The sequence below is a fragment of the Flavobacterium urumqiense genome, from assembly GCF_900108015.1.
GTDB classification, from domain to species: domain Bacteria; phylum Bacteroidota; class Bacteroidia; order Flavobacteriales; family Flavobacteriaceae; genus Flavobacterium; species Flavobacterium urumqiense.
The window spans coordinates 45985-71843 of record NZ_FNVP01000007.1; the positions used below are offsets into that span (position 1 = coordinate 45985).

The following is a 25859-nucleotide window of genomic DNA, read 5'->3' on the forward strand; positions in this document are numbered from 1 at the left end:
AATTTATTTTGTAGTCGCAATTATTAGTGAAATAACAGTAATCAATATGGATGTAATAGAAAATATCAGTCCCGTGTTAGCCCCTACTGTAGATGAGCCGATTTTGGTTTTGTTTGGCTCCACATAGATCACATCATTTTGAGCCATGTAATAGAACGGCGATTGAATAAAATCAGCTTTGGTGATATCGACTCTGTTATAGGATTTTACACCATCTATTTCTCTGATAATTAAAATATTATTTCTCTTTCCAAAAATACTTAAATCTTTAGCCATCGTTAGGGCTTCAATCAAGGTAATTCTGTCGGAAGCAACGGCATAAGTCCCGGGCGAATTCACCTCGCCCTGCACTGAAACTTTAAAATTCAAGATACGAAGATTAATAATTGGGTTCTTAACATACACAGCTATTTTATCCTGCAACAGTCGAAGAACTTCAGAACGGGTTAAACCGCTAATTTTTAATTGTCCTAAAATTGGAAAATCAATATTACCTTTGGAATCTACCAAATACGACTGTACCGTTTGCGGTCCAGCAGCTGCTTTAGAACCGGAAGTTGATCCCAAATTAAAAGGCATGGCTACTTCGGCTTCTTCGGCAGAAACAGTAATTATCAATAAATCATCGGGTTGAATTCTAATTTCATAGGAAGTTGACTTTTCGGCAGGAGTCAAACTATCAATATTCTGATAGTAAACCACATCTTTTTTGGAGGCGCAGGAAAAAAGTAATAAAAGTAAAAACAATGCAATTGTTTTTTGTAGTAAAGAAATATATTTCATAGGTTGCTATTTTATTGTTTTTTAATGATCAGATGTAATTTTCATAATATCATTTATCTTTGTAACAATGTGATTTTTATGTTCTTTTGTATGATTTTAATTTTTAAAAGTTGCAAATATAGGTAATAAAAATTGTATCAGAACCAGAAAAACGACCTCATCGGTATGCTAAATTTTATATAATTTACGGATTATGTGTTACTAAAACAATTCCAAATTGCAAAATTTAGTATCATCATACTTCGTCTGTTTAGTTTTTGATAGTAATTTTCGTAAGTTCCAGTAATTCTTTCCCGGACAATAGCCTAAACAATTAACCACTAAATAATTAGCTACTAAATAATAATAATAATAAAGAGGCTTCAACCAAACACTGAAAACTGAAAACTGACCACTAAACCTAATTCCTGAAAACTGACCACTGATCACTGATCACTGATCACTAAAAACTAATCCCTGAACACTGAACACTAAAAACTGAACACTAAAAACTGAACACTGATCACTAATAAGCCTTCTCCTCTCCCTTAAACACATTAAAAACAGTTCGATAAATAATTTTCAGGTCTAACAAAAGACTCCAGTTTTCGATATACCAAATATCATAATCCACTCGGTCTTTCATTTCGATCAATTCTTTTGTCTCTCCGCGAAAACCGTTTACCTGTGCCCAGCCTGAAATTCCAGGCTTAGCGTAATGACGCACCAGGTAATTGTTGATTAATTCTGAATATTGTTCGGTATGGATCAACATATGAGGTCGTGGACCAACTACGGACATAGTTCCCCAAAAAACATTAAAAAATTGCGGTAATTCATCGATGTTGGTTCTGCGCATAAATACTCCCAGTTTAGTTACTCTTTTGTCACCAAGTGTTGCCTGTAACTCATCTGCAGCAGAATTCACCCGCATCGTACGGAATTTTAAGCACCAAAATTCCTTATTATCTCTACCGGAGCGCTTCTGTCTAAAAAAAATGGGCCCGGGAGAATCCAATTTAATTAGTATGATCATTATAGGGAACAGCCAGGGAAAAATCAAAACAATTACTCCAAGGGAAAAACATATATCAACTGTTTTTTTTAACAAACGATTAAGTGACCCTTCCAAAGGCTCTTTGCGCAACATCAATACTGGCGTATTTTCGTAAAAAGTGATTTCTACCTTACGGGAATGGGTGTATTGCTGGAAATCAGGAATGAATTTTATGCGCACCATATTCCTTTCACATAAAGCCGTTAATTGCTGGATTATTTTAATATGATCAATGTGCAGTGCTATGTACATTTCATCGATATTGTTAGTGCTGATATATCCTTGAATAGTATCAAATCCTCCTAATATAGGGGCTCCTATTGGCGCAAATGGATCTACTTTATCATCAAAAAACCCCAAGATACGGTACCCGTAAGTCAAATCTTTTGACAATATTTTTCGCATGTTTTCGCCCGCATCATTTGCGCCTACTATAATTACGTTTTTGAAATTATATCCTTGGATCCTAATATACTTTAAAAATTTCATGAACAGCACACGGAACACAAAAAGCAAGATAAAAAAAATCAAATAGAAATATAGGATCCGCAAACGGGAAATCTCAGCATATTTCAAAACAGTCACAAATACCGCAATCAAAGATACATGAATCGCAATATGCTTAATCATCCTTATCAATATGGACTCAATACGCTCGATCCGGATGATTCTATAGGCGTCTTTGTAGAGCAATAAAATAACCCAAAACAGATTCGATAATAAAGAAACGGTTCTCACTTCCTTAAGATGCATCCGGTCTAAACTCTGATAACGAATCAGAAAGGATAGAATAATCGCTCCGTTCATTAGCACAAGATCCCATAGTACAAAAACAAGTTTGAAATAACGAGAAAAACGGTAAGTGGAAAGTTCTTTTAATAATGACATACAAAATGGTGCATTTATTGGATAACTTAATTAAAAATTAATTTAATTCGATTTGTGATTAGATATGAACGAATATACGAAATGAATCCCAAAGGGGATTTTTTACTTTTTTATATATTGAACTACGGCATTTAATTTTTTAAGAAAAACAGTGCGCACGGCTGAAAGTTGATGGTATTTATAAATCCTGTAATCCTCATACAAAACTTCTAAAGCTCTTTTATAACTGGTACTTAATCCACCCATTCTCATTTTTACTATATATTCATTAAGATATGTTACGTTTATTTTGTGCTTGTATAAATAACGCAAAAGGAACTCTGTATCAGAAGCTATCTTAAAATCTAAGTTATAATAACCATAGCTGTCAATAAGGGATTTCTTAAGATAAACGGTGGGATGCAACGGCAACCAACCCGATTTAATTTTTTTCAAATCGTAAGAACCACCTATACGGTTCCGAACAATCCTTTCTTTAGTATCATTAGAAATATAAATGCCGTTCCCATACAGACCATCGGTCTCGGGAGCGCTTTTAAAAGCCTCAACAATTTTGGAAACAACGGAAAAATCGTAAAATTCATCATCAGAATGCATCAATCCTACAATATCCCCAGTGGCCAAACGCAATCCTTTATTGATAGCATCGTACATGCCCCTATCAGGTTCCGAAATATAAGTTGCAATTTTATCCGAATAGGATTGAATAATTTCCTTTGTTCCATCAGTCGAATTCCCGTCAATGACGATATATTCAATATTCGGATAATCCTGTCCTAAAACACTTTTTATCGATTGTTCGATGGTAGCTTTTCGGTTGTAACAAACTGTAATAATGGAAACGCGCATTATTTTTTAAATTTTACCAACGATTTTTTATTAACTCAGCAGGATTCCCGCGATAAATTCCATTTCCTTCTAATGATTGCGTTACTACTGAACCTGCAGAGACAACAGTATCAGTATCTATAGACACATTAGGCCCAACAAACGAACTCGCACCTATCCAGCAACCATCCTCAAGAGTAATGGGACCGTTACGATACGGCATTGAAGGACCTTTATAATCATGATTCCCACCGCATATAAAAGCTCGCTGACTTATACAAACATTATTACCTATCGTCAATGACTCAAAGTTTAATAGAAATACTTCTTCACCTATCCAAACGTTGTTTCCAATGATTAATTTCCATGGGAAATGAATATTTACTCGAGGCTTTACAACTACTCCTTTTCCAATTTTAGCGCCAAAAACACGCAATACCATTACTTTAAAACGGGAAGGATACGGAATCGCAGAAAGAAAGAAAATTATTTTAACCAGATACCACATCATTTCAGTTAATTTTCGAACACCTCGGTCTAAACCAATATTTGCGTTAAAATGTGATAAATTCACTTTGGATTCCATTTTTTTATCTTGCATTTCTTTATAAATTCTTCAACGTATCGAAGAACACCTGCGCGCAGTATTCAACATCAAATTTATTCTCATAGGTAGTAAAAGCGTGGTTCCCTTTAATTTTAAGAGCGGAATCGGTTAAAAGAGCCATATTCGCAAGTTGTTTCTTAATCGAGTTCTCGGTCACATCATCGAGTATCCATGCCCCATTTCCGTCTGTAATTTTCCTCCAGATATTAATGTTTTTGGTTATCAGAACTGGTTTTTCACAGGCCATAGCCTCTACAATGGCAATTCCGAAATTTTCCTGATGACTGGGCAGTAAATACCCTTCACATCCGTAAAAGGCACCCCATTTACTATCACCCGTTAGCATTCCTGTGAAATGAATATGTGTATTACTACTTGCTTTGCGCATCATTTTTTGTGCATACCCACTGTCGGTAGGTCCGGCAACAAGAAGTTCCGGTAACAAATGGTTTTCGGCGGTCAATTGATTATATGCATCGATTAATACATCTATTCCTTTTTTAGGATCAATTCTGCTGAGAAAAAGCCAATATTTTTTAGCTTTTATGGCTGGACATAATTCTTCAAAAGCGGTTTTCATACAAGTCCTGTAAACGGGTGGTCTCTGAATACCATACCCCACATTGATCTCTTTTTTGGGTTGGTATCCCTTAAAGGTAGTCCTGGCCAGCAACAACTCCTCCTCACAGGTAAAAAAAACGGCATCAACCGCGTTTAGAGCTCTTTTTTCAGTCAGGCGCCAAACAACTTCATTACGCAGCGCTTTCATTTTCCGGTCAGTCGCTTTTTGGAAATAAGGATCTAACATTCCATGAGGCATTATGACCACTTTGGGAACTTTTTTATTATGTTTTTTAAGAATTTTAATTGCTTTGTACACTGCATAATTATGATACTGCCATATCCCGTGAACACTCACAAAATCAAATCTTTCTAAATTTAAGAGCAGCCATCTTAAAAGAACAGGACTGTATTGAAAAGAAGTCTTCCCGCTCCCTAATTTATTAATAAAAAGTTTTTCATCTAAACCATAATCCTGGTTCACATCATCCAGACAAACAACCTCAACGTACAATCCTAGTTTCATATTAAAGGAACATAAATTCCGAAGACCTTGCGAAGGCCCTCCGGTTTTAGGATCCATGGAGGTGATGACGTGTAGTATTTTCATATAAAGTGAGGGGGTGAAATTTTTATTTTTTTATCTAATGGGCAAAATGGATTGGTAGACTTTTTCTATAGAATCCAATGAAAGTGTGGTATCGAATCGCTTGATACTTTCAAATCCAGCATCCAAACAAACTTTTTTTTGTTCATCCGATAGTTGGACAATGTTTGTAATTTGTTGGGACGCATCCACGGCCCAATCCTGCACCAACAACTCGTCAAAGGGTCGCTTAGGTATCAAAAAAAAGTTAGCTTCACCTATAACTTCGGTCATGGGTGCCACATCAGTTGTGATAACAGGACAACCGCATGCCATAGCTTCAGCAATGGGCCAGCCAAAACCCTCGTCTAAGGAAGGGAACAATAAACAACTGGCACCCGAGTACGCTTCATTGATAAAAGTATCAGGCAGGCCTGTGATAAAATGAATGTCTTTTTTGAATGCAGAATTTTGATGAGCCGCCTCCAATTCTTCGGAAGGATCAGAACCAACCAACAAAAGTGGTAAACTGTCAGTACTATTGGAACGCCAGGCTGTATAAATTTCAATCACACCTTTCCGGTTTTTATAAAATTGATTACCTCCTACATGTAGCACATAGCCATTTACAAGGTTAATCTGTACTTCCTTTCCTAAAACAGTGCGTGATAAATGAGTATCGAGTACTTCAAACGGGCGGTTCATTCCGTTATAGCAAACTACTGAAGTTTCAATATTACCTTGATGAAGTAAATGCAAATCATCTTGTGTTTTTTGGGATATCGAAATAAAATTCTTTCCTTTTGAAAAACCATTTCTGATAAAATTCTGATACATCTTACCGGTAAAACTCGTTTGGTTTTCTGGAATATTCCCCAGAGCTGAATTTAAAGCTAGAAAATCATGACAATGTACAACATGAGGCCTATTCTTAACCAACGGAACCCAAGGTCCCAGTGCTTGATCGGCAAAAACGAAAAGTGTATTAGCAGCGCAATGCTTCAATTTGAATTGCACTTCAAATGGAAACATTATGTATTGATCCACATAGCCTAACCATTTTTTAATAGCGCCTTTTAGCGGTAGATTATAAAAACGGGCTTTAGGCATCCAAATTTGAACACGGTGCTCCCTGTGCTTCATTCCCTCAGCAATCATATTGGCATAGCGAGGCATACTTTGCGAACCTAGAAAAGTGGGATGAACAAATAGAATAATTTGCATAAAATTAGCCTTTAAGGACAATCTAAATATATTCGATTTAAATTTTCTTTGATTTTAATTGTACAAAGTTTAATAACGAAAAATTCTAACACAATTTAACAAGATTATCTAGCACAATTTTATAAGAAAAATTATCAACTAGTTCTTTAGAGGTTACAGTAGCTGTTAATTTATTAAGGACTAAAACATCTTTAATTCTTGAAGTTAATTCATCCACGTTACCTGTTTCAAAAACATATCCGTTACTTTCTGACACAACTAAATCATTTGAGCAACCAGTTAAATCAGATAAAATAAGAGGCAAGTTAAAATTCATAGCCTCATTTGCTGATAATCCCCAATGCTCGCCATTTGATGAACACATTACAAATAGATCAGAAACTGCGTAAAACTTAGGAATCTCTTGCTGATTAACAAATCCAGTTAAAATAACTTTACTCATTTTATTGCTTGAAATATACTCCTCCATTATTTTTCTTAATTTGCCATCACCAACCATTATTAACCAACAATCATCCAGATTTAGTTTATGAAATGCTTGTATTAAATCTAAAGGTCGTTTTTTTTCAATATATTTTGCAGAAAATGTGATAATCCTATCATTCAAAGGTACTCCTAAAGATTTTTTTATTTCATTTTTGTCATACTGCAAACTTCTAAATCTTTCATTATCAACAGCATAAGGACAACTAACAAGTTGATTTTTATCGATTTGGAAACTTTCATAGTATAATTTATTTTGAGTCCCAATAAAAAGAAAATAATTAATCCTTGGAAACACTACATAACGTAATCCAAATCTCTTTAACTTCTGCTTCCATCCTTTTTTCAACAGCTCATGACTTAATGGAATATCATTTCTTAAACAAATAGTATGTCCAAGTATCTTACCCAACATAATAATTGAAAAGTGAGTGAAATAATGATAGCCATGTAAAATAATTATGGACTTTGGGCATTTGAATAATGTTCTAATCATTCCCCAATTAACAAAACGCCAAAATTCACTTTTTCTGGAACTAGAAAAGTTTTTAAAGAACTGGTATTCGTAACCTTCTAGAAGTGGTATATCCCATTTTATTTTTTGTCCAAATTCAATATCAAAACCTCCCATTATAGAAAAATCTGAACAATACCACGCCTTTGTCTTAACCCCATTTTCATTCATAAATTTATACATTGGGGCAAAGTATTGTATTGGATGAGAATTAACAAAAATTATATCTTTCATTTTTTATATTTTTTTAACTTTTACTTTAAGTTATTTTTTTTCTATTTAAAAAATTATCATATTGATCAAATCTCTTTAGTGAAATTATCGCGCCAAAAGTAATCCAAAAATATATCGCCAATGGTGGTTGAATTGACAATGTTCCAGTTAGACCAGTAATAATTATATATGCTATTAAAAAAGCAGCTGAATTTGAATAATTATTATTCCTGATAGAATACCATAATCGAAAAGAATAAAACACGATAAACAATCTGAATCCATACCATACAAATATCAAATAAACACCGCCTTCCCATACTATTGTAGAAAAATCATTTTCTGTCCAAATATCGGAACGCATTAAATTTGCATAGGAACTTATATTTTGTACACCATTCGTCATTACACCAAGACCCTTTCCCAAAATTACTTCATATACTTTTTTTTCAGAAAGGCTCTCGATAGCACCTGTAAACGGAGCCAAAACTCTATCTAATACATCATCATTTTTATCGCCACCAGAACGTTCCTCATAAGCTGCGAAATATTCTGGTTTCCAAGTTTTTAACACAGGAAAAAGAAATAACACCAAAATTATTGGGATTAGGATTTTTTTTAACGCGAAACCAGGATTTTTTAATAAAATAAGAATAGCACCTATTAAAGTTATTAACATCAATCCCAATACTGCTGTTCTCCCACCTGTAATAAAGGCTCCAGTGATTAATAAAAAGCCTAAGCAAATTTGTAATAATTTATTATCAAAAAAATAATGTTTTTTATGCTTCTCAAAAAATAAATTTGCAAAATAAAAAGAGGCTACAAAAAGTAAAAAAAAAGAAAACTGAGCAGTAAAAGAAAAAGTTGAACTGACCCTAAGTTTGCCGCCAGCTGAAAATCCTTCTAGCGATTCTCCTCCAACGGCTCTATTTAGCCAATGAGATGCAGGCAAATTAATCTGCAATATAGCAGTTAGAACAGTTGGTACTAATAGCACAACGATAAAAATTATGAATTTTTTAAAATCTTTTTTTGCATCGGGTGGAAATGCTATCGTCATTAAGATTGCAACAACCAAATATAACAAATAGGTTTTTGCTCCCCAGATTAACAAAACAGGATCTAGTACGACATTATACAACAGTAATGGAAAAATAAGATGCACCAATATCATAAAAAACTTAACAATTCTCTTGGATAAATTAGATAATGAAGAATTGTATATATAATACAAGCCCAATAAACATAAAAGATCTTTTACAAAGAACAAAATGACACTCAAAAAATCAGGAAGTATTTTTCTCACCATACCTTCAAAAACTAGAATGAAGATTATAATATAGAGCAGTTTTCTAATTTTTTTTTCTTTGGAATCGTACATTTATTAAATTAATTTTTGTGTTTTAAGTAAATATGATTTAATATTGAGCAAAGTGTCTGGCCACATTCATCCCATCCATTTAATTTAGAAGATTTTTTTCGTGCTGCCAACTTCATTTTATTTAAAAGATGAAGATCAGTAGAAAGCAAAGTTAACTTGTCATAAATAGTATTCGCATCACGAATGGGAACGATAAAACCTTCTTCTCCATCATTTATTAAATCATCTGCACCAGAATTAGTTGTCGTAATAATAGGTAATCCGTAGGATAAAGCTTCACCTAAAACTAAGCCAAAACCATCTTCTATAGTAGGCAAACAAAACACATCTGCTGAAATATATGCATTTTCTAATTCGTTACCTTTCAGTATTCCGGTAAATATAATATCAACAGTTAATTGCAAATCATCAATACCAGAATAACTGTCTCTTGGGCCTACTATTAGTAGTTTTTTGTTTGGAATGTCCAGTTTTTGGAATGCATTAATCAAGTATCTAACCCCTTTTCTTACTGAAATTGAACCTACAAATAATACTGTAAATACAGTATCTTTCTTCTGCAATTTTTCAAGGTTAATTAAATTTAAACTATTAAAACCATAAGGTACTTTAATTAATTTTTCTTCAGGAAACCCCTTATCTAAAAAACTTCTTTTTACAAATTCGGAGGGAAGTAGAATATAATCTGCTTGCTGGTATTCTTTCAACCTTCGTTTTTTTTCAGCTTTGTGAAAGGGAAACCAAGGAATATTCAGCTTGTGGTGTTCTTCTTTCAATAAATCCTCTTGATATTCAACATGACAGTTAACTACCTCAACAATAGTTATTAAACCTTTCTTGTTTGCGTATTGACAGGTTTTTAAACCACTTCCGTTATAAAATAAAAAAATATCAGCATTATTTATAAACTTTCTGCAGGCAAAATCTTGTTCCTTCTTAGCAAGAAAAGCTAAATGTTCACTTATTTTTTGTGAAAAACCCAATTTAAGGCTTAATAAATAAATCGTTTGCAAAAAATCAGCTCTAAATAACTTACCCTTAAATTCAATAATTTTAGCTCTTGGACTAAAACGGGGGAAACCGCTGACGAATGCAGTTAATATATTTTTTTTATCTAATGCTAATGCATATTGATAATGATGTGCTCTATTAGGAGCAGTGTAAACAATTTTCATTTGAGTTGATTATTTTAACCAGGCATTATTTGCTGCTAGAAATTCACAAGGATTATAATTTAATGTCTTTGTTCTTTTCTTTGCTATCTCTTGTGCTGGATTTCCTATGACTATACTATAATCGTTAACATCTTTACTCACAACGGCTCCCGCCCCAACAACTGCACCTCTTCCTATTTTCACTCCGGGTAGTACAATAGCGTTAGTTGCTATCCAAGCATAATCACCAATATAAATAGGGCTTTTCTTATGACGCCATAAGGAATCTGAAACATCATGCGAGGCACTCAATAGTTTAACACCATCATTAATACAAACATAATTTCCTATGGTAATCTTTTCATGTAGTGCTATTTCTACCCTGCCAAGAAAAGTAAATTCACCTACTGTCAAATTACATTTCCTTCCGCCAATTTTGGTTATGCCTATTTCTGCTGTGTCCGCAATATGGGCGCCTTGCTTAATAAGTCTTTTTCTCCTTAAATTATTAGATAGAAGTTTATTTATTGTAAATAATCTTTTTGCCCAACTAATAAAAAAATTTCTGCTAAAAATTAAATTTTTAGATCTATTGCCCCACAAATATTTTAAACTGGCCATGAAATTTAATGTTTAATTAATCCTTTTAAAAATTTATTTGCAACAAACTGTAGGCTTTTTTCAACTGAGCAATCAAAATTTTGATTTAAAATTTCAATTACTTTTTTTTCATTCTCGAATTTTGTGATATTCTTTAAATCAATAATTGCTGATTTATAAAAATTTTTAACCTCCCACTTTCGGGCTACACAAATTATAGGTAATTGATGTTGCAGATAAGCCGCGACGCTTCCACTTTTTTGTAGTAGAATAAATGGCGTTGTTGCTACCGCATAATGACAAGTTGAGAATATATTAGTTATTTGTTTATCTGAACAAAATCCATAAATTTCATAAGATATACTTTCAGCATCCAAAACAGATGTCCATTCGAGAATTGAATTCCCACAATTTCCAATAAATACAAATTTTAACAAAACTCCGTCTAATGATTTACTATAGCTTTTTAAAGCCTCAATAAATTCTTTAACAGGTGCATCATGATGAATACCGCCAAAAAAAGCAAATTTCATTTCATTTTTCCGGGATAATTTTACAATTGGAGCTGCTAATCTTACATTAGAAAATAAGGGTAAAAATTGTGATCTATACCCCATTTGCTTCAATTGAAACTGATATAATTTAGTTTGAGTATGTATTAAGTTAGTACTACAATTTTTGATAAAAGATTGCAACATCAAGTGTTGCAATTTCCCCAATATTTTCAATTTCAGACTAGATTCTCTATTCATCCCCACCCATAATTCATGAATCATGAGGTGCAACTTTCTTCCTTTTGTAAGCTGTTGTAATGCAATACTAAGTCCAAAAGGCAGTCCTTTAGGATGAAACGAAAAAGGTACATATTGTAAACTAATCCAGTCTGGATTAAAACTATCTAGCCAACTTTTAGCTTCAAGACAATTCAGAGTATATCCTTTACTAAAAGGCAATCGCAGTACAGGAATATTATATTCAGTATTTTGCTGTTCCCCTACAGTTTCTTTGACAGCTTTATCCATGATGGCGACAATAGCGCAGGAATGTCCTTGTCTATTTAATTCCCCAGCTAAGCGTCTGGTATAGTCGCCTACACCGTCTTTACCAGGTTCTAGCGAGCCACAAAGGAAGATTATTTTCATTTTTACATTTTTTTACATTTACTTCCAAACAATTAGTACAAAAAGCCCTTTAATTTTGTTTTTTTTATGACATAAGTAACTATTGAACAAATTAGTAACAATAGTATAAATGAAATTAAAGGTTCAAAAATATTTAATATAATTGATTCAGTAAACAACGTTCTATATTCTATGTTAGATGATATAAGTACAACCACAAGTGGGTTAATCACAAAAAACAAAAGAGTATTCTGACCAAAAAAATCAATTGAATTTAAAACTAATTTATTTCGAATGTTCAATTTAAATTGCGCTAGACTAACACAAAAGAGGATTGATGAAAGTAAAACCATAGGAGTTATATAACCAGAATGTGATAAATTAAAAATATTTAGTATATACCATTCGGCCGGCACTAAAAAAATACTCAAAATAAAAATTAAGGGTATTTTAATTATTTCATTTTTAGCCAAACCTACCCCTACAAAAACATACGGAACCCACAATATAAAAGGAGTATCACCTAATTTTGAAAGCAAAACTGGCAATGACTTAAAAAACAGCGTGTAATATGTATATATTATACTAACTATAATTGTCAAAAGAATCAATAAGATTCGCTTTGAATAAAAATATTTAAAAATTGGGAAAAACATTATTAATTGCAATAGTATAATAAAAAAATATTGACCAGTAAAACCATATCCCAAATAATGAGAAGTAATTACTTTCTGAAGAGTGATTGTATTCCAATTAACTGTAAGAAAAAAATAGAAAGTACTATATACAAAATATAATTTAAACAAAGAAATAAAACGTTTTTTAGTATATAAAAGTTTATCATTGAGACTAATCGCCTTGCTATACGATTTTTCAAAAAAATAAGCCCATAAAATAATAAAACAAGGAACACAAAAGCGTAAAATCTCTTGTGAATGAAACTTGACTGGATTAGAAGATGTAAAAATTTCAGGACTATGTAAAAAAACCACTCCTAAAATAGATATCGCTTTGATAAAATCTGGGTTAAGCAGACGATCATTTTTCATTCTACTTAACGTTATTAATAATTGATTGTAATTGTAAATTAAAATTTTCCCATGTCAATTCTGATACTTTAATCTGTCCCTTATTTGAAATTTTATTTCTTAAATGACTGTCATTAATTAATAGTTCTAATGCACCTGTAATGGTTTCCTTATTTACTTGATCAAGAACAATAGCTTCCTCTCTATTTATTAACTCAGCAGCAAAACCTGTATCCCCTGTGATTGCGGCACAACCACAATACATAGCCTCCGCTAAAACCAAACCGAAACTTTCAATTTGAGACGGAAATAAAAAAATTTCCGACTCTTGGTATAAATTCATTAAATCTACCTTATTTTGCACAAATGGAATAAGTTCGACAGAAGCAATAACTTCAGAGCTAAAGTGCTCGTTGATGTCAAATTGATTCCCTACACCAATTAATCTAAAGCTATATTCAGGGTATTTAATCAAAATTATTTCTAATGCTTTTACCATAGGAATAACACCCTTTCTTGAAAGCCATCCCCCACAATAAGTAATTATTTTTTGTTTTTCTATTGAATTAACGGACTCAAAATATAAATCTGGTAACGCTAAATTATTGTAAAAAACTTTATCTTTATTTATTTTTAAAATATCAATGGCGTAATCATACTGTTCCTTAGAAACAGTCAGAAGAACATCCACATTATTATAACAATATTTAAAATATTTAGATAGGTTGAAATGATACCATTTTTTATTTTCAATTAGTTGATTTTTTTTCATAAAATCATCAACCCAAAGTTCTAATCCGTTAGAGTGCAACAGGACAGGTATTTTTATCCTTAAAATATTTTTAATGATGTGTAAAGAAATAAAACATTCTGCTCCATAAAAAATAATAAAATCATATTTTTTAAGATTATGGATCAAAGTCCACCACGTCATACCCAGGATTGTTCTGTAAATACGAGCTGTATTTCCTAAGAAATCAAACAATGACAACTCCTCTGGCCCAACTAATCTAACCTCATGCCCTTGTGATTCCAAACATCTAGCAGTATTAATTATAACGTAACCAGAACCTTGAGATTCTGCTAATGGACAATTACTAAGAACTAATACTTTCATTTCAATTTTTTTTAAACTCTTTTTTTTATAAATTTAGCAGGTACTCCTCCCCAAATTTCGTAAGCAGGAATACTTTTAATTACGACACTGCCCGCAGCAACTACCGCTCCTTCCCCTATACAAACACCTTTCAAAACAACAACATTACATCCTAACCAAACATCTTTTTCTAAAACTATTGGAAAACTAACTCCTTTTTGAAGTTTCATAAGTGTTCCTAAAGCAACACCATGATCATGATCTATGAATTTGCACCCTTGGGCTATCATACAACTATCTTTTATGGTAATTCCCAAAGTAATATCAAAAGAAGAACAAGCACCAATAAAAACTCCATTTCCAATATTAATAGGATATGAATGATTAACCAAAGTTTCACAATTATATTCAATGATGAAATTTCTATTTAGAGATGATAACTTACCAATCTTAACTTGTGATGGATAATTAATATAGCCCTCTGAAACAAAAGAATTAAAACCGACACTCATTCCAAATGCCCTATAATAAAGTATTCTAGGAATTCTTAAATATCGATCTATTTTAAATATTTTATTTCTAATATTATTAATCATTGCTCACTAAAATTATATCAATTACATTCTCTTTTTAATAAACTTTGCAGGCACACCTCCCCAAATTTCGTACGCAGGAATACTTTTTACAACTACGCTACCTGCAGCAATTACAGCTCCTTCTCCAATACAAACACCCTTCAAAACAACAACATTACATCCTAACCAAACATCTTTTTCTAAAATTATTTCGTACTTAGGAGCCACTTGGTTTCTGATAAGCGTCTTTTTTTCAGTACCATGATTATGGTCTACAAAACGACAGCCTGCAGCTATTAATGAATGGTTACCAATACTAATTTTATTAGTTATATTAAACTCTGTATTGTTCCCGATAAATACATGATCACCAATAATTATCGATGGACCTTGAGAATATATCCCATCATAATGAAAATATACCCCGTGTTCTATGATACAATTATTACCTACCTTTACTTGATGAGGCCAAGTCACATATATTTTAGGTAAATTAGTTCCTTTACCAATCTTCATGCCGCTCAATTTTAAAAAAAAGTTACTAATTAAATTAATACCTTTTTTTAAATAGCGGAAACGAAAAACAAAAATGGATTGACTAACAAAATAGTTTAATGACATCTTATTTATTGAAATAACCGTTTATAATTAGTAGGATAGTTAAAATCTTGTGGCCTACTATTAATTTGTTTTGCTGGTACACCAGCTACTACATTACAACAGTCTACATTTCGGGTAACAACAGCACCTGCAGCTATCATAGCTCCTTTTTCCAGTTTTACTCCTGCTAAAATCATCGCTCTAGTCCCTACCCAAACATAATCCTCAATTATGATTTTTTTTGATCTATCATAAATACCTTTAATATCTTCATTATGATCGGAGGTTAAACAGATTACTTCTTCTGAAAGGGACACATTGTTTCCAATATAAATTTCTCCTCTTGAATCTAATCTGCACTTGGCATTAATTACACAGTTATCGCCTATGGTCAAACCTTTTGTGCAATCAAATTTACAATTCATAAAAATAGCGCTTCCAGCACCTATTTTAAAACCCATGATTTTTCTATAATACCACAGACGAAACCGATGGCTAGGAATATTAGAAATCACATGATTACATAAGTAAAGTCGAAATTCTGATAAAAAAACTCTCATATCGTATCATTTTTCCAAAAAATATTTTGAATAGAAATTAGATCGAAATTAGATTTAACTAATTCCTTTGCATTTAAACAGATATTTTCATCACCCAACAAAGTTTCTTTAATTACAGGAATCATTTCTGTTGTCGATAAACTTACGCAACAAAAGGCTGCATTATTTTCTCTTAATAAATTACAAGCAGCACTATCTGAAGGTCCGTGAAATAAAATTTTTCCTGATGCTCCTAAATAACTAATCATTTTTGTAGACAAACTATATAAATAAAAATTTGGTTCAGAAAACTTAATTGGTAAATAAAGTATATCTGCTGAATCAATTTCACTTTTAAGTTCTTTATCAGTGATAAAATTTGAGCGATACACAACATTAAATTTTCTATTATTTAAAAAACTCATTTTTTGCGTACCTCTAAAAATAATTTCAAAAGAGTATCCTTCATCAACTAAAAAATCAAGTGAATCAGCTAAGACTTGTACCAAAGGATAATATTCTATATGCATTAAGCCTGCAAAATATATACTTATCATCTCTTTACCCATTAGCTTAGGTTCAGAGATTTCTTCCCTTGTCAAGCCATCTGTTATTAATTCAAAATCTTTAAAACCAAAAACTTTTTGATATTCTTCACCTAATTCTTTTGATATCATCAACCTTCTTTCTGAACAATTCCACAAAAGTTGTGTGTCTTTAAATGTACTACATAATAAATAATGATCATGAAAAGATGTCCATACTTTTTTATTAAGTAAAAAATTATTTTCACATAAAATGCCGCAAAATAATCCCTGACCAATAACGTGTAAAATATCAAAAGATAAATTACCTGCTTTTTTTTTTATTTTATGTTTTGTATAATAAAAAAAAACAACTTCTCTTATCCATCTAATAAAAGTTCGCAATTTCCATCGCATCCAAAATCTTTGAACTGGGAAAAGTGTAATACTGATTTCATTGATATCTCCTTTTATAATTGGAGAATTACTATAATTTATATAGAAGGAAGTAACATCTTTTTCATGACCTTTATATAAACTGCGTAATAAACGTCCCATTCCTCCATTTTGATAAAGGGAAGCGGGCTGATAGGAAAGTATTTTCATAAAGCCTTGTTTTTTCTTATCTTAATTAATGTATAAAACAGATATAAAGTGGTTTGAATTGAATTGATAAAAATATTAAATAATAATATCCCAACTAAAGTAGACACATTGAAAGCAAAAATACCAATGACAATTGAAATAATACTTGCAACAATATATAAATAGGGATTTAAAATCCATCCTCTACTTGAACTTAGAGAAAAAATAAAACCTGTAAGTAAGCCAATACAACTACCTATTATATAAAGTACTAATTCGGTTTCTAATTTCGAGTAATTATTTCCCAGCACCCAGAGAGCTTGAGTTGAGAAAGCCATAAAAAATGCAATTACAAACACACACACTAACACAAGAAATCCGAGAGTAGATAAAAAACGGTTCATCAATAAGGCTGAGTCATTTTTTAACCTGGCAAATCGGGGTATAATCAATGTTGAAAAAACCACACTAATTAATGATAGTAACATTGCTAGCCGACCTATTGCCCCCAATTGAGCCACAGAAGTAGAATTACCTACTATCGAAATCAACCAAATAGTTATCTGACCAGATAAGGAATAATAAATAGCCCCGGGTAGCACCCGTTTTACTACTTTCAGAATTTCTTTTCTAACAAGAGGATCAGGCTTCTGATTGTAATCAATAAAATTGTTTGCAATCTTCTTTAGTTTGATGTTCCCATATAACCTAGGTAAACCACTTCCCAATATTGCTATAAAAGTAAACGGAAAAATAAATACTGTAAGAGCAGTAAGCACCAATCGACCTACACCGACACTGACCATATTTTTTTGAAGCGGAAGTATAGATTGATGCAGTTTCGGTACAATCTCAAGTAAAGAGTCAGAAAGTGCAGCAAAAAAAGCAGGAATAAGTGACAATACAATCATTATCGCTGTCAACCAACTCGCATCATTGTGTAAAAGTAAATAAATCAATATAGGCGCTGATGCAATCAAACTACCAATAGCAAACTTCCGTCTCAAATCGAGTCCTGTCGCCAATACAGCACCGAGTCTTTCGCGGTCTTGCCACACTTTACCTCCTTGAGCCATTACACCGGTTGATATACCGCCATCAGAGAGTACTGACATGGTACCCAGCATAGTATTTGCAAGTGTATATAGTGCATATTCCTGTGTTGGTAAAAGTCGTATAATTAAAACACCCGATAAAAAACCCACTGCCTGAACAATGACTTGAGCACCCCCAGTAATGGAGATCAATTTACCCCAATGCATCGCCTTGTCATAACTGGGATGCTGTTTTAATTGAGATAATTTATGCTTCATAGTATTTTAAAATTCTTTATAATTATTGTTTATCGAACAGGTGAATCGGTGAAGTCATGAATTGGTTAGTTGTTTAAATATCGATTAACCAGTTAATATTTTTTTTAGCAGTCAACCGTTTAGCCTAGTACTCGAAATAATTCAAAGTTCCATATCCAATGTCTTTGATTCACGGGTTTTCAAACTAATACAATTTCAGATCACTCGCTACCATCTCTTTAACCAATGCAGCTAAATCATATTGTGGTTTCCAACTTAATTGTGTTTTAGATTTGGTAGGGTCTCCAATTAATAAATCTACTTCTGTTGGACGGTAATACTCAGGATCTACACGTACAACCACGGTACCTATTTCTATCTGGTACAAAGCATTGTTGCAAGCGGCTACTTTAGCGATTTCACTTTCATTCTCGCCTTCAAATGCCAGTTCCACTCCAACCTCAGCAAAGGCCATACGAACAAAATCTCTGATATAAGTAGTAACACCCGTTGCGATAACATAGTCTTCAGCTACATCTTGCTGTAAAATACGCCACATCGCTTCTACATAATCTTTGGCATGTCCCCAATCTCTTTGAGAATTTAAGTTCCCCAGGAAAAGACACTCTTGCTTTCCTTTGGCAATAGCAGCAGTTGCCATCGTAATTTTACGGGTGACAAAAGTCTCACCACGTCTTGGAGATTCATGATTAAAAAGGATTCCGTTACAAGCAAACATATCATAAGCCTCACGGTAGTTTTTCGTAATCCAAAAAGCATAAATCTTAGCCACTCCATACGGAGAACGAGGGTAGAAAGGAGAATTTTCGTCATAAAAACCTTGTGCGTTTTTATTCTCTGCTAATCCTCCATACAGTTCAGAAGTGGAAGCTTGATACACTCTGGTTTTTTTACATAAACCTAATATTCTAACTGCTTCCAGGATTCTTAAAGTTCCTATTCCATCCACGTTAGCAACATATTCAGGGGAATCAAAAGAAACCTTTACATGTGACATCGCTCCTAAATTATAAATTTCATCTGGCTGTACTTCCTGAATAATTCGTATGATGTTAGTGGAGTCAGTCAAATCTCCATAATGCAATTTAAAATTAACATGTGCTTCATGCTGGTCTTGATAGATATGATCGATACGTTGCGTATTAAAAGAAGAAGCGCGGCGTTTAACACCATGAACCATATATCCTTTTTCTAATAATAATTCTGCCAAATAAGATCCGTCTTGACCTGTAATTCCTGTTACTAACGCTGTTTTTTGTGAAGTACTGTCCATATTTTTGTCTTGATCGTCCGCTAGAAAAACACACCCCAACCCCTCTCGAGAGGGGAATAGCTGCATGTATAGATCTGAAACTATTTGTTAATTAGTGTTATTTTTTTTACGTTTTGTATATTTTCTACAAACCAGTCATACGTTTTCTGTATTCCTTCTTCCAACTGCACTTGATGTTTCCATCCCAAGGCATGCATTTTGGATATATCCATTAATTTTCGCGGCGTACCATCTGGTTTGCTGGCATCCCAAATGATTTCCCCTTGGTGACCTGTGATTTTTTGTATCGTTTCAGCCAAATGCTTTATCGTCAAATCTTCCCCAGTTCCCACATTGTATAAGTAATCCGGCAACTTATTTTCTAAAGCAAAAACAACCGCCTGAGCCATATCATCCACAAATAAAAATTCACGCATCGGCGTTCCGCTTCCCCACAGGGTTACTGGAGCATGGTTATTCTCCTTCGCCTCATGAAATTTTCGCATCATCGCAGGTAAAACGTGCGAAGAAGTTAAATCAAAATTATCATGCGTTCCGTATAAATTGGTTGGCATCAGACTCACGTAGTCTTTATCAAACTGTTTTCTGATGGCTTCACAGGCTTTCACGCCCGAAATTTTTGCAACAGCGTACCATTCATTGGTAGGTTCAAGAGGCCCGGTAAGTAGGTATTCCTCTTTTAAAGGTTGCGGTGCCAGTTTTGGATAAATGCAGGAACTCCCCAGAAAAATAAACTTCTCCACACCGGACTGTAATGCGGTATCGATTAGATTATTCTGGATTTGCATGTTTTCCATAAGAAACTGATACGGAAAATTATTATTAGCCAATATCCCGCCCACTTTAGCAGCAGCATCAATAATCACTTCCGGTTTTTCGGCAGCCATAAAATCCTTAACTGCTTGTTGGTTTCTAAGATCGAGTTCCTTGCTGGAAGCTCCAATCAAATTGGTATAACCTTTAGCAGTTAGGGTTCGCCATATAGCGCTACCCACCATACCGTTATGTCCTGCTATATATATTTTAGTATTGGTGTTCATGTTTTATATTTTTAATGTACTTGTCTGTTTTAATCTCTAAGTACCGCAAACGAAATAATGACCCGCCCTTATATTTTTACACTAAAAAATCACGGTAAGAATTTTAGCGCTGGCAGCAGCTATTATAATTTATACTTCTAAACTGCCCTTAAATAAAAAGCATAGAAAAACAACGAAGAAGTGAAGTGGCAGTGCTCCGCGAGTTGAGTCCGCAGGACGAACGGCTCGGGGCACGGAGCGGAACTTCGAGGTAGTTTTCAAGCTTTTTATTTTCAGGCTTGATTTTTTGTTTCTTTTGTATCAAGACAAAAGAAAAAATTTTATTCAAAAATCAGATGTACTACGATTACCTAGCTACTTATGTGATCTCTTTTTTCGTCGAGATGACAAACTATAACGCCCTTATATTTTTACTCTAAAAAATCACGATAAGAATTTCAGCGCTGGTTGCAGGGAGTGGCCCCCGAGTCGAGTGTGAAACACGAGCGGCTGGGGTCGCGATAGGGAAATTTGTCCGATGATTTTTGGTATAAAAATATTGAGGCTTGAAATCGAAGATTCACAAACTCCAATAAATTAATAATTTGTGAGTAATCAAGACAAAAAAAACACCAATTTAATAAAAATACTACTCGCAACAACTCGCTCTGTTCGCCCTTATATTTTTACTCTAAAAAATCACGATAAGAATTTCAGCGCTGGCGGCAGGGAGTGGCCCCCGAGTCGAGTGTGAAACACGAGCGGCTGGGGTCGCGATAGGGAAATTCGTTCGATGATTTTTAGTGTAAAAATATTGAGGCTTGATCTTTTGTTTCTTTTGTATCAAGACAAAAGAAAAAAGAAACAAATATTCTTTAAAAATCAGATGTAATACGATTACCTAGCTACTTACATGATCTCTCTTTCGTCGAAATGACAAAGGTTCCTACTTTTTAATTCAATAAATCCGAATTGTCTCTTTCAAGCGCGTTATACACACTTTTGACATCTTGTGAAAATTCCTTTTTCAAAATCAAATTAGCCGTAGGCGTATAAACGAAAATAGTATCTTTAACCCCTATAAAAGCAGTGTAATTGTTGGTTCCAATGACCATATTCCCATTTTCATCCACAACATGACCAATAGTAACTAAATAATCATAAACCGATTCGAAAGAACCCAAATCAGACCAGGCAAATTTAGAGGACACCACTTTTATTTTTTTACTTCGCTCCATCACCGCGTAATCAATACTGATGGAAGGAATATCCATAGATAGTGCCAAATCTAAATTTCCATTGGTGTTACTTTCCCAAACCAACTTCGATTTCTCATATACTTCAGGGTGAAAAGCTTTCAATTCATCCAATAAAACACCGGCTTTAAAACAAAACATTCCGCTGTTCCAAAGAAAATTTCCTTTCGCTATAAAATCTCGCGCCGAAACCTTATTCGGTTTTTCTCTAAAAGAAATTACGTCATCTCCTTTGCGTTCAATGTATCCATATCCCGTTTCCGGTTTCGTAGGTACAATACCAAAAGTAACAATCGATCCTTGAGAGGCTTTTTCTACTGCTTCCTGGATCGCCGTTTCATATTCTGCCATGTCGCCAATAATATGGTCGGATGGTGTTACTATCAAAATATCGTCCGGATCAGCGGCAAATGCAGCAAACGCAATGGCTGCAGCCGTATTTCTTGGTGTCGATTCAATGATATCAATGTAAGAAGTACTTGTTTTTTCTAAAATTTTTCTGCTCAAATGACAGTTGTCAATATTCCCGACGACCATCACCTTATCAGCAATATTGCGATTGCGATCCACGGTCATTTCAAACAGGGACTTACCGTCAAAAATGTCTAAATATTGTTTGGGTTGACTTTTGCGTGACAAGGGCCACAATCTGCTCCCTACTCCTCCAGTAAGAATGACGTGTATTATTGATTTTTTATTTTCCATATTGAATTCGTTATTCGTTGTTCGTTATCCGTTGTTCGATGTTCGTTGCTAGAGATTCGTTGTTCGTTATTCGATTTTTCTTTAGACGATGAACGATAAACGATTGACGGTAATCGATAAACGATTATGCGGCCAAAAACTTAATTAATTTATATAATATCATTTTTATTCTTGTACACAATTCGAATAAAAACGAATAATCGGTCTCGGTGATATACCCTAAATCTTTTGATAAATACAAATGATAATTTGTTTCATCTAATGATCCTTTTGCTATATATAAAACTGTATAAATTCTTTTTTATATTGTCTTGCCTGGCCTTCAATTATATTTGTCGGAACGCTACTTACGCTTCTTCTCACTTGACTTGTAAGACCATATTGTTCAGTCTTAGGAAAGTTCTGCGTAACTTTATATACGACCAATGTCAATTGATGTGCTATTTTCCAAACCTCTAAATTGGATTCCATATGTTTTTCGTTGTTGGAGATTCGTTGTTTGTTGTTCGTTGTTCGTTCGATAAACGCGAAACGTTTATCTATTGACCGAGGACGAAAATCGGTAGACGATTCACGGTAGACGATTCACGGTGAACGGAAAACGATGGACAAAAAACGATTAGACCTAAAGTATATTCTTATTGTTTTCCTTCTCCATAACCTCTCTGCGAAGACTGCTGCTGGAAAAACGATGGTCTCGGGTATTGAAATGAAATGCTATTCCTTTTTCTTCACAATAACTTCGACCGGTAAAATTTTTATCTTTGTATTCATCCCCAATAATTCGTATATCGATTTTGAAAGAGCGTAAAATATCCTCTAAATCCTGTTCCGTTGCATAAGGGACTATTTCATCCACATGTTTACAACCCTTAAGTTGAATATAACGTTCCACAACCGATTGGGTAGGTCTGTTCTTTTCAGGACGGTCAAGGGTAGGATCGGTTTGCAAAGCTGCAATTAAATAATCACACTGTCGTTTAGCGTCTTCCAGCATTTTTATATGTCCGGCATGAAGCAGATCGAATGCACTGAATGTTATCCCAATTTTCATGATTATTTTTTATAAGGTAATTATTTTCTAAATATTTTACAACCTACCATCCACAACATTAGTTATTTGAATGCTTTCCCCTCTTGAAACCTTTTAGGGTTCAGCGACTCCAAAATAAATATTAACTGGAGTTATAGGGGTTAGGGGTGCGTTTTTATTTTTTTATTATAACCTACGTTATTTGAATGCTTTCCCCTCTTTAGAGCGGCTAGGGGTGTGTTTTTAATTATAACACAAATTATATTTTATTACAACCTATCATCTACACCATTAGTTATTTGAATGCTTTCCACTCTTTAGATGGACTAGCGGTGTGTTTTTAATTATAACCCAAATTATATTTTATTACAACCTGCCATCCACATCATTAGTTATTTGAATGCTTTCCCCTCTTTAGAGGGGCTAGGGGTGTGTTTTTAATTATAACCCAAATTATATTTTATTACAACCTACCATCCACAACATTAGTTATTTGAATGCTTTCTCATCTTGAAACCTTTTAGGGTTCAGCGACTCCAAAATAGATATTAACTGGAGTTATAGGGGTTAGAGGTGCGTTTTTATTTTTTTATTACAACCTACGTTATTTGAATGCTTTCCCCTCTTTAGAGGGGCTAGGGGTGTGTTTTTAATTATAACGCAAATTATATTTTATTACAACTTACCATCCACAACATTAGTTATTTGAATGCTTTCTCATCTTGAAATCTTTTAGGGTTCAGCGACTCCAAAATAAATATAAAGAGAAGTTATAGGGGTTAGGGGTGTGTTTTAATATTTTTTTAATTACAACCTACGTTATTTGAATGCTTTCCCCTCTTGAGAGGGGCTAGGGGTGTGTTTTTAATTATAACCCCAATTATATTTTATTACAACTTTCCATCTACAGCATTAGTTATTTGAATGCTTTCCCCTCTTAAAACCCTTTAGGGTTCAGCGACTCCAAAATAAATATTAACTGGAGTTATAGGAGTTAGGGGTGTGTTTTTATTTTTTTATTACAACCTGCCATCCACAGCATTACCCAAAACTCCTTTTACATCGTATAGTATGCTATTTGAATTTTTCAATGTTGAAAAATCCAAACTTAAAAAGCCAGTATGAGCTACACCCAGAACAATGGCATCAAACTTTGCATTAGGTATCGTATTTAGAGTAAGTAAGTTATACTCTTTTTTAACAGCATCTGGATCAGCCATGGGATCGTAAATGGTTACGGTAATTCCATAATCCGTTAAAGCGGCAATGACATCTACAATTTTTGTGTTGCGAACATCAGGGCAGTTTTCTTTGAAAGTAATTCCAAGCATCAAGAGCGTGGCTCCATTTACTGAAATTCCTTTTTTTATCATTAGTTTCACGATTTGAGAAGCAACATATTCCCCCATACTATCATTCAATCGTCGCCCTGCCAAAATAATTTCAGGATGGTAGCCAAACTCTTGGGCACGTTGCGCCAAGTAATACGGATCGACCCCAATGCAATGTCCACCCACTAATCCGGGTTTAAACGGCAGGAAATTCCATTTGGTACTCGCTGCTTCTAAAACAGCATGGGTATCAATATTCATTAAATTAAAAATCTTGGCCAATTCGTTCACAAATGCAATATTGATATCGCGTTGTGAATTTTCAATTACTTTGGCGGCTTCAGCTACTTTTATAGAAGGGGCTAAATGCGTTCCGGCCGTAATAACACTTTTATATAAGTCATTTACTTTAATTCCTATCTCTGGAGTAGAACCCGAAGTTACTTTCAGAATTTTCTCTACCGTATGTTCTTTATCTCCGGGATTGATTCGCTCGGGGGAGTACCCTGCAAAGAAATCCACATTAAATTGTAGTCCGGAAACTCGTTCCAAAACAGGTACACATTCTTCCTCCGTGACACCTGGATAAACGGTAGATTCATAAATGACAATATCCCCTTTTTTCAAAACGGTTCCGATCGCTTCACTCGACCTATATAAAGGAGTTAAATCAGGACGATTATTTTTATCAACAGGTGTTGGGACGGTTACGATGTAATAATTACATTCAGCAATATCCGCTAAAAGGCTGGTACAATACAAACCAATAGCATCGCCGGGTTTATCGAGCAGTACTTTTTGCAATACAGCATCAGTTATCTCGAATGTCGTGTCAGTGCCCGTTTTCAATGAAGCAACTCTGGATTGATTGATATCAAATCCTATAACAGCATGCTTGGTTGCAAATAACCGTGCTAATGGTAAACCCACATAACCCAGACCAATTACTGCTATTTTTAGATTGGAATTCATTTTTTAAACAATTTTAATTAACAATTGT

General features: G+C 33.8%; 23 protein-coding genes and 1 pseudogene. All 24 read right to left on the reverse strand.

The genetic code is table 11. The annotated features are described in order from the left end of the window. Positions 1–3 precede the first annotated feature (3 nt). On the reverse strand, positions 4–783 hold the full coding sequence (locus C4S35_RS09615) for a polysaccharide biosynthesis/export family protein (RefSeq protein ID WP_103999980.1): 780 nt from the start codon (positions 781–783) through the stop codon (positions 4–6). 505 nt (positions 784–1288) lie between these two features. Beyond that, the gene (locus C4S35_RS09620; RefSeq protein WP_103999981.1) at positions 1289–2707 is read right to left on the reverse strand and encodes an undecaprenyl-phosphate glucose phosphotransferase; all 1419 of its coding nucleotides are present in this window, start codon (positions 2705–2707) and stop codon (positions 1289–1291) included. Between the two features lie 102 nt (positions 2708–2809). Beyond that, on the reverse strand, positions 2810–3556 hold the full coding sequence (locus C4S35_RS09625) for a glycosyltransferase family 2 protein (RefSeq protein ID WP_103999982.1): 747 nt from the start codon (positions 3554–3556) through the stop codon (positions 2810–2812). A gap of 13 nt (positions 3557–3569) precedes the next feature. Next, positions 3570–4136, reverse strand: coding sequence for a WcaF family extracellular polysaccharide biosynthesis acetyltransferase (locus C4S35_RS09630; RefSeq protein WP_244175235.1), 567 nt, complete (start codon positions 4134–4136; stop codon positions 3570–3572). Between the two features lie 4 nt (positions 4137–4140). Next, a complete protein-coding gene (locus C4S35_RS09635; protein WP_244175236.1) occupies positions 4141–5313 on the reverse strand; it encodes a glycosyltransferase in 1173 nt (390 codons plus the stop codon). Positions 5314–5343: 30 nt separating this feature from the next. Next, the gene (locus tag C4S35_RS09640; RefSeq protein ID WP_103999984.1) at positions 5344–6513 is read right to left on the reverse strand and encodes a glycosyltransferase; all 1170 of its coding nucleotides are present in this window, start codon (positions 6511–6513) and stop codon (positions 5344–5346) included. An 85-nt stretch (positions 6514–6598) separates the two neighbouring features. Then, positions 6599–7744 carry a glycosyltransferase family 4 protein gene (locus C4S35_RS09645; protein WP_103999985.1) on the reverse strand — a complete coding sequence of 382 codons (1146 nt, stop codon included), beginning with the start codon at positions 7742–7744 and terminating at the stop codon, positions 6599–6601. Positions 7745–7769: 25 nt separating this feature from the next. Further along, positions 7770–9107, reverse strand: a complete 1338-nt coding sequence (locus tag C4S35_RS09650; protein ID WP_103999986.1) for a hypothetical protein — start codon at positions 9105–9107, stop codon at positions 7770–7772. Between the two features lie 8 nt (positions 9108–9115). Continuing rightward, the gene (locus tag C4S35_RS09655) at positions 9116–10282 is read right to left on the reverse strand and encodes a glycosyltransferase family 4 protein (RefSeq protein WP_103999987.1); all 1167 of its coding nucleotides are present in this window, start codon (positions 10280–10282) and stop codon (positions 9116–9118) included. 9 nt (positions 10283–10291) lie between these two features. Beyond that, a complete protein-coding gene (locus C4S35_RS16210; protein ID WP_103999988.1) occupies positions 10292–10882 on the reverse strand; it encodes an acyltransferase in 591 nt (196 codons plus the stop codon). A gap of 5 nt (positions 10883–10887) precedes the next feature. Then, positions 10888–12003: a glycosyltransferase family protein gene (locus C4S35_RS09665; protein ID WP_103999989.1), complete on the reverse strand. Its 1116-nt coding sequence runs from the start codon at positions 12001–12003 to the stop codon at positions 10888–10890. A gap of 32 nt (positions 12004–12035) precedes the next feature. Then, the gene (locus C4S35_RS09670) at positions 12036–13031 is read right to left on the reverse strand and encodes an acyltransferase family protein (RefSeq protein WP_103999990.1); all 996 of its coding nucleotides are present in this window, start codon (positions 13029–13031) and stop codon (positions 12036–12038) included. A 1-nt stretch (position 13032) separates the two neighbouring features. Next, a complete protein-coding gene (locus C4S35_RS09675; protein ID WP_103999991.1) occupies positions 13033–14127 on the reverse strand; it encodes a glycosyltransferase family 4 protein in 1095 nt (364 codons plus the stop codon). Between the two features lie 11 nt (positions 14128–14138). Then, complete coding sequence (locus C4S35_RS09680) at positions 14139–14702, reverse strand: acyltransferase (RefSeq protein WP_208618878.1); 564 nt, start codon at positions 14700–14702, stop codon at positions 14139–14141. Between the two features lie 21 nt (positions 14703–14723). After that, positions 14724–15197 carry an acyltransferase gene (locus C4S35_RS09685; protein WP_244175237.1) on the reverse strand — a complete coding sequence of 158 codons (474 nt, stop codon included), beginning with the start codon at positions 15195–15197 and terminating at the stop codon, positions 14724–14726. A 110-nt stretch (positions 15198–15307) separates the two neighbouring features. Then, a complete protein-coding gene (locus C4S35_RS09690) occupies positions 15308–15742 on the reverse strand; it encodes an acyltransferase (RefSeq protein WP_208618879.1) in 435 nt (144 codons plus the stop codon). A gap of 95 nt (positions 15743–15837) precedes the next feature. Next, positions 15838–16950: a glycosyltransferase family protein gene (locus C4S35_RS09695; RefSeq protein WP_103999995.1), complete on the reverse strand. Its 1113-nt coding sequence runs from the start codon at positions 16948–16950 to the stop codon at positions 15838–15840. After that, the gene (locus C4S35_RS09700; RefSeq protein ID WP_103999996.1) at positions 16947–18242 is read right to left on the reverse strand and encodes an MATE family efflux transporter; all 1296 of its coding nucleotides are present in this window, start codon (positions 18240–18242) and stop codon (positions 16947–16949) included. Before C4S35_RS09700 ends, C4S35_RS09695 begins: the two co-directional genes overlap by 4 nt. A gap of 184 nt (positions 18243–18426) precedes the next feature. Beyond that, on the reverse strand, positions 18427–19515 hold the full coding sequence (gene gmd / locus C4S35_RS09705) for a GDP-mannose 4,6-dehydratase (RefSeq protein WP_103999997.1): 1089 nt from the start codon (positions 19513–19515) through the stop codon (positions 18427–18429). Positions 19516–19595: 80 nt separating this feature from the next. Further along, positions 19596–20555, reverse strand: coding sequence for a GDP-L-fucose synthase family protein (locus C4S35_RS09710; protein ID WP_103999998.1), 960 nt, complete (start codon positions 20553–20555; stop codon positions 19596–19598). 932 nt (positions 20556–21487) lie between these two features. Continuing rightward, a complete protein-coding gene (locus C4S35_RS09715) occupies positions 21488–22495 on the reverse strand; it encodes a mannose-1-phosphate guanylyltransferase (RefSeq protein WP_103999999.1) in 1008 nt (335 codons plus the stop codon). A 124-nt stretch (positions 22496–22619) separates the two neighbouring features. Then, positions 22620–22966, reverse strand: a pseudogene (locus tag C4S35_RS16350) (four helix bundle protein). 154 nt (positions 22967–23120) lie between these two features. Next, positions 23121–23549, reverse strand: a complete 429-nt coding sequence (locus C4S35_RS09725; RefSeq protein ID WP_104000000.1) for an adenylyltransferase/cytidyltransferase family protein — start codon at positions 23547–23549, stop codon at positions 23121–23123. 998 nt (positions 23550–24547) lie between these two features. Then, the gene (locus C4S35_RS09730; RefSeq protein WP_104000001.1) at positions 24548–25831 is read right to left on the reverse strand and encodes a nucleotide sugar dehydrogenase; all 1284 of its coding nucleotides are present in this window, start codon (positions 25829–25831) and stop codon (positions 24548–24550) included. Between the last annotated feature and the right edge of the window lie 28 nt (positions 25832–25859).

Bases quoted from the DNA above. Each gene is read 5' to 3' on its own strand.
- C4S35_RS09615 (WP_103999980.1), bottom strand. From the start codon at position 783: ATGAAATATATTTCTTTACTACAAAAAACAATTGCATTGTTTTTACTT.
- C4S35_RS09620 (WP_103999981.1), bottom strand. From the start codon at position 2,707: ATGTCATTATTAAAAGAACTTTCCACTTACCGTTTTTCTCGTTATTTC.
- C4S35_RS09625 (WP_103999982.1), bottom strand. From the start codon at position 3,556: ATGCGCGTTTCCATTATTACAGTTTGTTACAACCGAAAAGCTACCATC.
- C4S35_RS09630 (WP_244175235.1), bottom strand. From the start codon at position 4,136: ATGCAAGATAAAAAAATGGAATCCAAAGTGAATTTATCACATTTTAAC.
- C4S35_RS09635 (WP_244175236.1), bottom strand. From the start codon at position 5,313: ATGAAAATACTACACGTCATCACCTCCATGGATCCTAAAACCGGAGGG.
- C4S35_RS09640 (WP_103999984.1), bottom strand. From the start codon at position 6,513: ATGCAAATTATTCTATTTGTTCATCCCACTTTTCTAGGTTCGCAAAGT.
- C4S35_RS09645 (WP_103999985.1), bottom strand. From the start codon at position 7,744: ATGAAAGATATAATTTTTGTTAATTCTCATCCAATACAATACTTTGCC.
- C4S35_RS09650 (WP_103999986.1), bottom strand. From the start codon at position 9,107: ATGTACGATTCCAAAGAAAAAAAAATTAGAAAACTGCTCTATATTATA.
- C4S35_RS09655 (WP_103999987.1), bottom strand. From the start codon at position 10,282: ATGAAAATTGTTTACACTGCTCCTAATAGAGCACATCATTATCAATAT.
- C4S35_RS16210 (WP_103999988.1), bottom strand. From the start codon at position 10,882: ATGGCCAGTTTAAAATATTTGTGGGGCAATAGATCTAAAAATTTAATT.
- C4S35_RS09665 (WP_103999989.1), bottom strand. From the start codon at position 12,003: ATGAAAATAATCTTCCTTTGTGGCTCGCTAGAACCTGGTAAAGACGGT.
- C4S35_RS09670 (WP_103999990.1), bottom strand. From the start codon at position 13,031: ATGAAAAATGATCGTCTGCTTAACCCAGATTTTATCAAAGCGATATCT.
- C4S35_RS09675 (WP_103999991.1), bottom strand. From the start codon at position 14,127: ATGAAAGTATTAGTTCTTAGTAATTGTCCATTAGCAGAATCTCAAGGT.
- C4S35_RS09680 (WP_208618878.1), bottom strand. From the start codon at position 14,702: ATGATTAATAATATTAGAAATAAAATATTTAAAATAGATCGATATTTA.
- C4S35_RS09685 (WP_244175237.1), bottom strand. From the start codon at position 15,197: ATGAAGATTGGTAAAGGAACTAATTTACCTAAAATATATGTGACTTGG.
- C4S35_RS09690 (WP_208618879.1), bottom strand. From the start codon at position 15,742: ATGGGTTTTAAAATAGGTGCTGGAAGCGCTATTTTTATGAATTGTAAA.
- C4S35_RS09695 (WP_103999995.1), bottom strand. From the start codon at position 16,950: ATGAAAATACTTTCCTATCAGCCCGCTTCCCTTTATCAAAATGGAGGA.
- C4S35_RS09700 (WP_103999996.1), bottom strand. From the start codon at position 18,242: ATGAAGCATAAATTATCTCAATTAAAACAGCATCCCAGTTATGACAAG.
- gmd (WP_103999997.1), bottom strand. From the start codon at position 19,515: ATGGACAGTACTTCACAAAAAACAGCGTTAGTAACAGGAATTACAGGT.
- C4S35_RS09710 (WP_103999998.1), bottom strand. From the start codon at position 20,555: ATGAACACCAATACTAAAATATATATAGCAGGACATAACGGTATGGTG.
- C4S35_RS09715 (WP_103999999.1), bottom strand. From the start codon at position 22,495: ATGGAAAATAAAAAATCAATAATACACGTCATTCTTACTGGAGGAGTA.
- C4S35_RS09725 (WP_104000000.1), bottom strand. From the start codon at position 23,549: ATGAAAATTGGGATAACATTCAGTGCATTCGATCTGCTTCATGCCGGA.
- C4S35_RS09730 (WP_104000001.1), bottom strand. From the start codon at position 25,831: ATGAATTCCAATCTAAAAATAGCAGTAATTGGTCTGGGTTATGTGGGT.